Annotated in this window: 5 protein-coding genes; 4 read left to right on the forward strand and 1 reads right to left on the reverse strand. The window is 67.1% G+C overall.

The window, feature by feature from the left end:
- Window positions 1-23 precede the first annotated feature (23 nt).
- A complete protein-coding gene (locus ACIA8D_RS09890) occupies window positions 24-3,875 on the reverse strand; it encodes a GH92 family glycosyl hydrolase (protein WP_399230450.1) in 3,852 nt (1,283 codons plus the stop codon).
- Window positions 3,876-4,158: 283 nt separating this feature from the next.
- Here ACIA8D_RS09890 and ACIA8D_RS09895 point away from each other — a divergent pair, with 283 nt between their 5' ends.
- The 4 genes from ACIA8D_RS09895 (at window position 4,159) to ACIA8D_RS09910 (ending at window position 9,075) form a co-directional block, all read left to right on the forward strand.
- A complete protein-coding gene (locus tag ACIA8D_RS09895; protein ID WP_399230452.1) occupies window positions 4,159-5,223 on the forward strand; it encodes a PP2C family protein-serine/threonine phosphatase in 1,065 nt (354 codons plus the stop codon).
- Window positions 5,224-5,709: 486 nt separating this feature from the next.
- Window positions 5,710-7,119, forward strand: a complete 1,410-nt coding sequence (ngcE, locus tag ACIA8D_RS09900; RefSeq protein WP_399230454.1) for an N-acetylglucosamine/diacetylchitobiose ABC transporter substrate-binding protein — start codon at window positions 5,710-5,712, stop codon at window positions 7,117-7,119.
- A 7-nt stretch (window positions 7,120-7,126) separates the two neighbouring features.
- Window positions 7,127-8,188, forward strand: a complete 1,062-nt coding sequence (locus ACIA8D_RS09905) for a carbohydrate ABC transporter permease (RefSeq protein WP_399230456.1) — start codon at window positions 7,127-7,129, stop codon at window positions 8,186-8,188.
- Complete coding sequence (locus ACIA8D_RS09910) at window positions 8,185-9,075, forward strand: carbohydrate ABC transporter permease (protein WP_399230458.1); 891 nt, start codon at window positions 8,185-8,187, stop codon at window positions 9,073-9,075. The genes ACIA8D_RS09905 and ACIA8D_RS09910 overlap by 4 nt, the downstream gene beginning before the upstream one ends.
- Window positions 9,076-9,180 lie beyond the last annotated feature (105 nt).

Consider the following 9,180-nt stretch of genomic DNA (forward strand, 5'->3'; position numbering starts at 1 on the left):
CAGGCACGCCACCCGGGACCGGGTCAGGACAGCAGCTCCACCTCCGCCACCGTCGCCGCCCCGCCGGTGAACACCAGGCGGTAGTGCTTGTGCGTCGCCGGGGACGGTACGGAGAACGCCCGGGTCTGCTTGTCCCAGGCGAAGGACTCGCCGGAGCGTTCGTCGACGGTCTGCCACTTCTGGCCGTCGTCGGACGCTTCCAGCTTCCAGCCCGTCGGGGCCTTCGCCTTGTCCTCGGACGTCAGCGTGTACTGGACCGCCTTGGCGCCGTCCGCCCCGACCGGCAGCTCCACCGACTCCGAACTAGCGGACGTGGCGGAAGTGTTGTCGAACAGCGGGCCCGAGCCCGTGATCGCGTCGGAGCGCGGCGAGGGCACCTTGTCGTCGTTCGTGATGGACGTCGGCGCGGCGCCCGCACCCGTGCCCCACTTCGACGGCTTGTCGCCCATCGCGAACTCGATGACGCCGCCCTTGGCGATGGCCGAGTGCGGCAGCGACGTCTTGTTCCACGCCTTGCCGTTGACCTTCATGCCCTGCACGTAGATGTTCTTCGCGCTGTTCTTCGGCGCCTTGACGACGAGGTCCTTCTCCCCGTCCAGATGCAGCGTCATCTTCGTGAACTGCGGGGAGCCGATGGCGTATTCACCGCTGCCCATGACCAGCGGATAGAAGCCCAGCGAGGAGAACAGGAACCAGGCCGACTGCTCGCCGTTGTCCTCGTCGCCGTGGTAGCCCTGCCCGATCTCGCTGCCGGTGTAGAGCCGCGACATCACCTCACGGACCTTCTCCTGCGTCTTCCACGGTTGGCCGGCCGCGTCGTACATGTACGTGACGTGGTGCGCGACCTGGTTCGAGTGGCCGTACATGCCCATCCGCACATCGCGCGCCTCGGTCATCTCGTGGATGACACCGCCGTACGAACCGGCCACGTCCGCCGAGCCCGTCTCCGGGGTGTCGAAGTACGTGTCCAGTTTCTTGGCGAGACCGCTCCGGCCGCCGTACAGATTGGCGAGGCCGCGGCTGTCCTGGACGGCGGTGAAGGCGTAGCCCCAGGCGTTGGTCTCCGTGTAGTCGTAGCCCCAGATCGCCGGGTCGAAGTCGGCCGACTTCACGCGCCAGTCGCCCTTCTTGTCCTTGCCCTGGAAGAACCCGGGGCTCGAACTCCCGCCTGCCGCCTTGTCGTCGAACATGTTGACGTAGTCACGGGCACGGTTCAGGAAGTACTCGGACTCCTCCTTGTAGTGCTTCTTCCCCGTCTTCTTGTAGAGCTTCTGCCCCATCTCCGCGATGCCGTAGTCGTTGAGGTAGCCCTCAAGGGCCCACGACATGCCCTCGTGCGTCTCCGACGAGGTGTAGCCGAGGAACGGGGACGTCTCCATGCCCTTGCGGCCGACGCCCGCCGAAGGCGCCACCACGGTCGCGTTCTTCACGGCCGCCTTGTACGCCGACTCGACGTCGAAGTCGTCGACGCCCTTCACGTACGCGTCGGCGAACGCCACGTCGGAGGAGGTGCCGGTCATCAGGTCCGCGTAGCCCGGCGAGGACCAGCGGGAGGTCCAGCCGCCGTCCCGGTACTGCTGCACGAACCCGTCGACCAGCTCACCCGCCTTCTTCGGCGTGAGCAGCGAGTAGGCGGGCCAGGTCGTGCGGTACGTGTCCCAGAAGCCGTTGTTCACGTACGGCTTGCCCTCGACGATCTTCGCCCCGGTGTGGGTGGGGGAGTCCGGGCCCGGCATGGGCGAGAACGGCGAGGCGTACTTGTACGTCGCCTTCCCGGCCCCCGAACGGACCTTCTCGAAGGCCGAGTTGGGGTACAGGTACAGCCGGTACAGCGACGAGTAGAGGCTCGTGCGCTGGTCCTCCGTCGCGCCCTCGACCTCGACCTTCTTCATCAGCGTGTCCCACTGGGCGCGCGCGGCGTCCCGTACGGCACCGAAGGAGCGCTTCGCCGGAAGCTCCTGCGCGAGGTTGTCCTTCGCCTGGTCGATGCTGATCAGGGACGTGGCGAGGCGCAGCGTCACCGTGCGGTCCTTGCCCGCGTCGAAGCTGAAGTGCCCCTTCACGCCCGAGGAGTCGGCGTCGGTCACCGGCTTGTCGAAGGTCCCGTAGACGAACAGCCGCGTGGCGCCCGCCGACAGGCCGGACTTCACGTCCGAGTAGCCGGTGACGACCCCGTTCTCCTTGTCGAGCGTGAGGCCGCCCTGGTCGGAGACGTTGTCGAAGACCACGCTCGCGTCGTCGTCCGGATAGCTGAAGCGCAGCGCCGCCGCGTGATCGGTCGGCGTCATCTCCGCCTTCACGCCGTTCTGGAACGTCACGCCGTAGTACGAGGGCGTCGCCGTCTCGTTGTCGTGCTTGAACGGCAGCGCCCGCCCGGAGCGTGACGTGTCCAGCGCGTCACCGGACTTCGCCGACGGCATCACCTGGAACGTCTGCCGGTCGCCCATCCACGGGCTCGGCTCGTGGCTCGCCGAGAACGCCTCAAGGGTGGGCAGGTTGTCCGCGTTGTTGTCGCGCGCGTAGTCGTACAGCCAGCTCAGCGAGCCCGCGTTGGTCACCGGCGTCCAGAAGTTGAAGCCGTGCGGGACGGCCGTCGCCGGGAAGGTGTTGCCGCGCGAGAAGCCGCCCGTGGAGTTGGTGCCGCGGGTCGTCGACGCGTAGTCGCTCAAGTGTGCTTTGGGCTTGGCGGGTCGCGCCTTCGCGATGCTGATGTCGTCGAGCCAGCCGCGGAACTTCGTCGGCCCCTTGGGGGAGTCGTACGCGACGAGCACCCGGTCGACCGTCTTGCCGGCCGCGACGGACCCGATGCCGGACTTCACGGCGTTCCACTGGTTCACGTAGAGCCGCTTGGCCGCGCCCTGCCCCTGCGGGGTGAGCAGCCCGCCGTAGGAGTCGACCGCCTTGAGGTCGCTCAGGTACGTGCCGTCGGTGAAGGCCAGGTCGACGGAGACGTTCGTGGCGTCGTAGTCGCGGTCGCCGTCCGCCATCGACGGGAAGACCTTGTACGCGAGCTCGGTGTCCTTGGCCACCGCCACGTCGACGTCGAAGACCTTGTTGTACGAGTAGGCGTGCCCGTCGCCCTTGTGGGTGCCCGCGTAGCGCAGCGCGCGGGTGCCGGTGAAGCCGACGCCCGCCTTCGCGGTCGGCGAGGCCGTCGGGCCGCGGTCCACGAGCGAGAGCATGTCCTCGGGGGCCGGGGTGGAGCCCTCGCCCGTCGAGAGCTGGAGGTCGGCGAGCTGCGTCGCGTCGCTCGCGCCGTTGTTCTTCGTGAACTCGATACGGAAGTGGGCGTACTCCGCCGGGCTCTGGATGTCGTACGACTTCAGCTGCTGGCGCTTGTCGAACGTCTCGCCGGAGCGGGAGTCGAGCGTCGTCCACTCCTTGCCGTCCGTCGAACCCTTCAGGGTCCAGTCCTTCGGGTCGCGCTCGTCGTGGTCGTTGGCCGATGTGAGCGCGTACTTGGAGATCTTGACCGGCTCGTCGAGGTCGTACTCGACCCAGGCGGTCGGCGTGAACGCCAGCCACTTCGTCGTCGGCTCGCCGTCGACGAGGTTCTCCTTGGTCTCACCGCCGCCCGTGTTCTCGTCGCTGGCCCGGACGTCGGTGACATGGCCGTTCACATTGCCCGGCATGCCACTGCTGTACGCGCCGTCCACGCCGCTCGCCCGCTTCTTGCCCGCGGCGTCGGTGTCGACGGTGTTCAGCCAGTCGGGGGCGGGCTGACCGGCCTCGAAGGAGGAGCGGAACTCCGGCTTTCCCTCGGCGGCGTGGGCGGTGGTGGCGGGACCGAGGCCCTGGCTCGCCGCCGTGAGCACGAGTACGGCCGCGCCGAGCGCGGCTGTACCACCGAGTCTGTGTCTGGATCTGCCTCGCATAAGGGAGCTCACCCTCCGGCTACTGGACAACGTTGTCAGTTGCTGAGCAGAGTCCAGTAGGGGCTCAAGTGCCCAGTGGTGTCAAGGGTGTTGGGCGCACTTTGGGCTCTTTGGGCGGGTCGGGTGCGGAACGGGCGCCCGACACGCCGCGTGCGCCCCGCCCGACGGACTGTGATCGCCGGACCGGCGGGGTGAATCGCCGAGGTACAGTGTCAAATCTTGGCAAAAGAAACAAAAAATTCCTCTTTATAGCCTTCCGTCCTACGGCCCCTCTGGAGGCGTCGTGCGCGCTCCCGCGTTCCTCGTGTGGCCCACCGCGATCTGTCCCGGCCTCGTCGCCGCGGTCGGTGTCGCGGCGCTCGACGTGGTGCTCGGGGCGGAGGTCGGGCTGCTGCCCCTGTTCGCGGTCTGCCCGGCGCTCACCGCCTGCTGCGCCCCGGCCCGCAAGGTGATCATCTGCGGCTTCGTCGCGCTGCTGCTGTGCGCCGCCGTGGCCGTATACGACGACCTGCTGTTCACGCGGCGCGGCGCGGTGGCCCTCATCAGCGTGGCCGCGGTGACCGCAGCGTCCGCCGTCGCCGCGCAGGCGCGCGTGCGGCACGAGCGGCGGGCCTCCCGGCACCGGCTGATCTCCGAGTTCGTACAGAGCGTGATCCTCGCCCCGGTGCCGCAGGACACCGCCCCCGCGCGGGTCGCCGCCTCCTACGTCTCCGCCACCGAGGACGCCCGGATCGGCGGCGACTTCTACGAGGTGGTCCCCGCGCACGGCAGCGTCCGCGTCGTGATCGGCGACGTACAGGGCAAGGGGCTCAGCGCCGTGCGCACGGCCACCGTCATGCTCAGCGCCTTTCGCATGAGCGCACACGACGCCGACAGTCTGGACGAGGTCGCGGCCGAGATGTCCGGGGCGCTGGGCCGCAGGGGCGTCGACGAGCAGTTCGTCACCGCGGTCCTCGCCGAACTCGACCCCTCGGGCCGGCTGACGCTGCTCTCCTTCGGGCACCCGCCGCCGCTCGTCGTCCGGGCCGACGGCAGTCATGGGCTGGCCCATCCGCCGAGCCCCGCCCTGCCGTTCGGCCTGGACTGGCTGGAATGCGACCCGCCGGAGCCGAGTCGCGTCGAGCTGGAGGACGGCGACCGGGTGCTGCTCTACACCGACGGGCTCGCCGAGGCCCGGGACGCCCGGGACGCCTTTTATCCGCTCGTCCAGCGCGTCGCGCTGCTGCGCGGGAATTCCCTCGACGACAGTCTCGTGCGGTTGCGCGCGGATGTGCAGCTGCACACGGACTCCGGCGTCGACGACGATTCCGCTCTGCTGTTGATGGAATACGGCGCGGTATCGGAGTAAGCGGCCCGAGTGGTTCCGCTACACCCTTTGTAGGCAAGCCAGTTGGAAAGATCGGTTCGTCGCTGGTGCGACGTATTTCCGTGAGGTCTCAACTCGGAAAAGACCGATGCCCAAACCTGCATTCGATCTTGCCCCCCTCACAGGGAGTGGACTATACCTGTCGCCACCGCCCCGGCCTGTTCGAGATGTCGGGCGGGTACCACGCAGCTCCACCCAGCTCCACCTGCGTTACGCAGCACATCACCGCGGTGCCGGGGAGGATCCGGTTCACCGCCTGAGTCCTGGAGAAGGCGAGGACTTGAGCATGGGATCCAACCTCGGTACAAGCTTTCCGACATCGCTCAGCTGATCACCATCGGTGCCGCACAGCGGCACCGGCACCAGGACGCGCTCACAGAGAAGTGCGGCCAGCACATGGCCAATCCGGCCCGGCAGCCGAAATGCCGCCAACCGTTAGAGATCCAATCGATCAGTGAGGATGCAGAGATGACCATTCGTGCCGGCTCTCTCGACAGGCGGACGCTCCTGCGCGGGGCGATCGCCACCGCGGCCATGGGTTCCTTCGCCGTTGCGTGTGGCTCCCCCTCCAGCAACGACGACAACAACGGCGGTACGAAGAACAAGGGCACCGAAAAGAACCCCTTCGGCGTCGCCAAGAACTCCAAGGTCGAGGCGGCCATCTTCGACGGCGGTTACGGCACCGACTACGTCGATTACGTCAACAAGGTCGTCGGAGCCCAGGTCGCCGGTACGAAGGTCCAGGTCAAGCCGGTCGTGGACATCGCTCCGGAGCTCCAGCCGCGGTTCGTCGGCGGCAACCCGCCGGACCTCATCGACAACTCCGGTGAGGACCAGATCGGGTTCCTCGGCATCCTCGACCAGTTGGAGGAGCTGGACGACCTCTTCGAGGCCAACACCTACGAAGGCAAGAAGATCGCCGACATCGTCTACCCCGGCGTCAAGGACCCCGGGACGTACAACGACAAGTTCATCGCGCTGCGCTACGTGATGACGGTGTACGGAGTCTGGTACTCGAAGACGCTGTTCGACGAGAACAACTGGACCCCGCCGAAGACCTGGGACGAGGCGCTCGACCTCGGTCAGAAGGCGAAGAAGAAGGGCAAGTACCTCTTCGTCCACGGCAAGGAAGCCGCCACGTACTACCAGACGATGCTGTTCGCTTCGTCGATCAAGGAGGGCGGCGACGAGGTCCGGCTCGCCCTGGGGAACCTGGAGAAGAACGCCTGGTCGCACCCGGCCATCCAGGGTGTCCTCAAGGTCATGGAGACCATGATCAAGGAGAAGATGTTCGTCCCCGGTGGCTCCGGCACCCAGTTCCAGAAGGCGCAGGCGATCTGGAGCAACGACCAGAAGGCGCTGCTCTACCCGTCCGGTGGCTGGATCGAGAACGAGATGAAGAAGGCCACCAAGAAGGACTTCCAGATGACCGGCTTCCCGGAGATGACGCTCACGGACAAGCCGAAGCTGCCCTACGAGACGCTGCACGCGGCCTCGGGCGAGCCGTTCATCGTGCCCAAGCAGGGCAAGAACCCGGCCGGCGGCAAAGAGGTGCTGCGGGCGATGCTGTCCGAGAAGGCGGCCGCCAACTTCTCCAAGACGAAGCTGGCCCCGACGGTCGTCAAGGGCACCGTGCCCGCCGACGGCTTCGGATCGTCGGCGCTGGTCTCCCAGACGAAGCTGCTCGATGCCGCGGGCGACAACATCTACGACATGCGCAGGTTCGTCGAGGCATACGGCATGAACACCGACCAGCTGGTGCCGTGGAACTCGTTCCTCTCCGGTGACCTCGACCGCGCGGGTCTGACGAAGGCTCTGCAGAAGATCTCCGACAAGGTCCGGGACGATGACTCCGTCGACAAGATCAAGATCAAGTAAGACGGCCATGAGTGAAACGATCTCCAAATCCGCAGCCGCGAGCGACCGGCCGGTGCCGGCCGCTCGCGGCGGGCGGCCCCGGCGCCGGAAGCTCACCTTCGACCGGGTGACGTTCTTCCTCGCGTTCCTGGGCGTCCCGCTGGCCATCTTCGTGCTCTTCGTGCTGTACCCGTTCGCGCAGGCGATCTTCTGGGCGATGACCAACTGGCGTGGCTTCAGCCCGGATTACGACTTCGTCGGGCTCGACAACTTCACCAAGATGTTCCAGGACGACGTCTTCCTGAAGGCGTTGACCAACGTCGCGCTGCTGGCGGCCATCGTGCCGTTCGTGACGCTGACGCTCGCCCTCGGGGTCGCGGTGGCCGTCACCCTGGGCGGGCCGAGCATCGGCCCCGTCCGCGGGATCAGGGCCGCCTCCTTCTACCGGATCATCTCGTTCTTCCCCTATGTCGTGCCGGCGATCATCGTCGGCCTGATCTGGGCGCAGATGTACGACCCGAACGCCGGCCTGCTCAATGGCGTTCTCTCCGCCCTCGGTCTCGACCACTTCAAGGAATTCGCCTGGCTGGGCGAGACGTCGACCGCGATGCCGGCCCTGATGTTCGTCATCGTCTGGGGGCTCGTCGGGTTCTACGCGGTGCTCTTCATCGCCGCGATCAAGGGAGTCCCCGGCGAGCTGTACGAGGCGGCCAGGATCGACGGGGCCGGCCGGTTCCGGATGACCATGTCGATCACCCTTCCGTCGATCCGGGACAGCGTGCAGACGGCGTACATCTACCTCGGCATCGCCGCCCTCGACGCGTTCGTCTACGTACAGGCGATGCTGCCGAACGGTGGGCCCGCCAACTCGACCCTGACGATCAGTCAGCGATTGTTCAACGTCGCTTTCGCGAAGCAGCAGTTCGGCCTCGCCACCGCGATGGGTGTCGTCCTCGCCGTCGTCACCCTGGTGTTCGCGGCGTTGGTGTTCCTTGTCAATCGCCTGACCGGCGGTGGCGAGAACGAGGGCAAGGAGAAGTCGCGTGGGCCCAGGGCTCGGCGTGCCGGAGCCAAGGGAGGTGCCCGGTGAGCTCCATAGCCGCCGACCGCAAAGTGACGAGGGACCGGAAGCTGACGCGCGCCGTCGTGAGCAGCGACCGCAGGTTCGCGGTGCTCTCGCACGGTCTGCTGATCCTGTGGTCCGTGATCGTGATCGTGCCCATGCTGTGGGTGCTGCTGTCGTCGTTCAAGTCGACCAGCGAGATCCTGTCGTCACCGTTCGAGCTGCCGAAACACTGGCGCGTCGAGAACTACGTGAACGCGTGGACCGACGCGAACATCGGGAAGTTCTTCCTGAACTCGGTGATCGTTGTGGTCTCCGCACTGTTCCTGGTGATGCTGCTGGGCGCGATGTGCGCCTACATCCTCGCCCGGTTCGAGTTCCCCGGCCGCCGGCTGATCTATTACGTGATGCTGGCGGGACTGACCTTCCCGGTCTTCCTGGCGATCGTGCCGCTCTTCTTCCAGCTGCAGAACTTCGGCCTCCTCAACACCAGGCCGGGACTGATCCTCACGTATGTCGCGTTCGCGCTGCCGTTCACGGTGTTCTTCCTGTACGCGTTCTTCCGGTCACTGCCGCATGACGTGTACGAGGCCGCGCTGATCGACGGTGCCGGGGACTGGCGGGCGTTCTTCCAGGTGATGCTGCCGATGGCCAGTCCGGGCATGGCCGCGGTGGCGATCTTCAACTTCCTGGGGCTGTGGAATCAGTTCCTGCTGCCGGTGGCGCTCAACACCGACCAGGACAAGTGGGTGCTGACCCAGGGCATGGCCGCCTACGCGTCTTCGCAAGTTTACGACATCGACTACGGTGCGCTCTTCGCCGCGATCGTGGTCACGGTGGTGCCCGTACTGATCGTGTACATCATCTTCCAGCGCCGGATCGCCGGTTCGGTGTCGCAGGGCACCTTCCGCTGACGCCCCACCCGTTACGCGAGCAGGGGGGGGGGGGGGGGGCGGGCCCGCGGCGGGGGGGGGGGGCCCCCCCCCCGGGGCGGCCCCCCGCCGGGGGGGGGGGGGCGG

The organism is Streptomyces sp. NPDC051684, from assembly GCF_044453445.1.
In the GTDB taxonomy this organism is placed as follows: Bacteria; Actinomycetota; Actinomycetes; order Streptomycetales; family Streptomycetaceae; genus Streptomyces.

Excerpts from the sequence above, each read along its gene's own strand:
- ACIA8D_RS09890 (WP_399230450.1), bottom strand. The coding sequence starts at position 3,875 with ATGCGAGGCAGATCCAGACACAGACTCGGTGGTACAGCCGCGCTCGGC.
- ACIA8D_RS09905 (WP_399230456.1), top strand. The coding sequence starts at position 7,127 with ATGAGTGAAACGATCTCCAAATCCGCAGCCGCGAGCGACCGGCCGGTG.
- ngcE (WP_399230454.1), top strand. The coding sequence starts at position 5,710 with ATGACCATTCGTGCCGGCTCTCTCGACAGGCGGACGCTCCTGCGCGGG.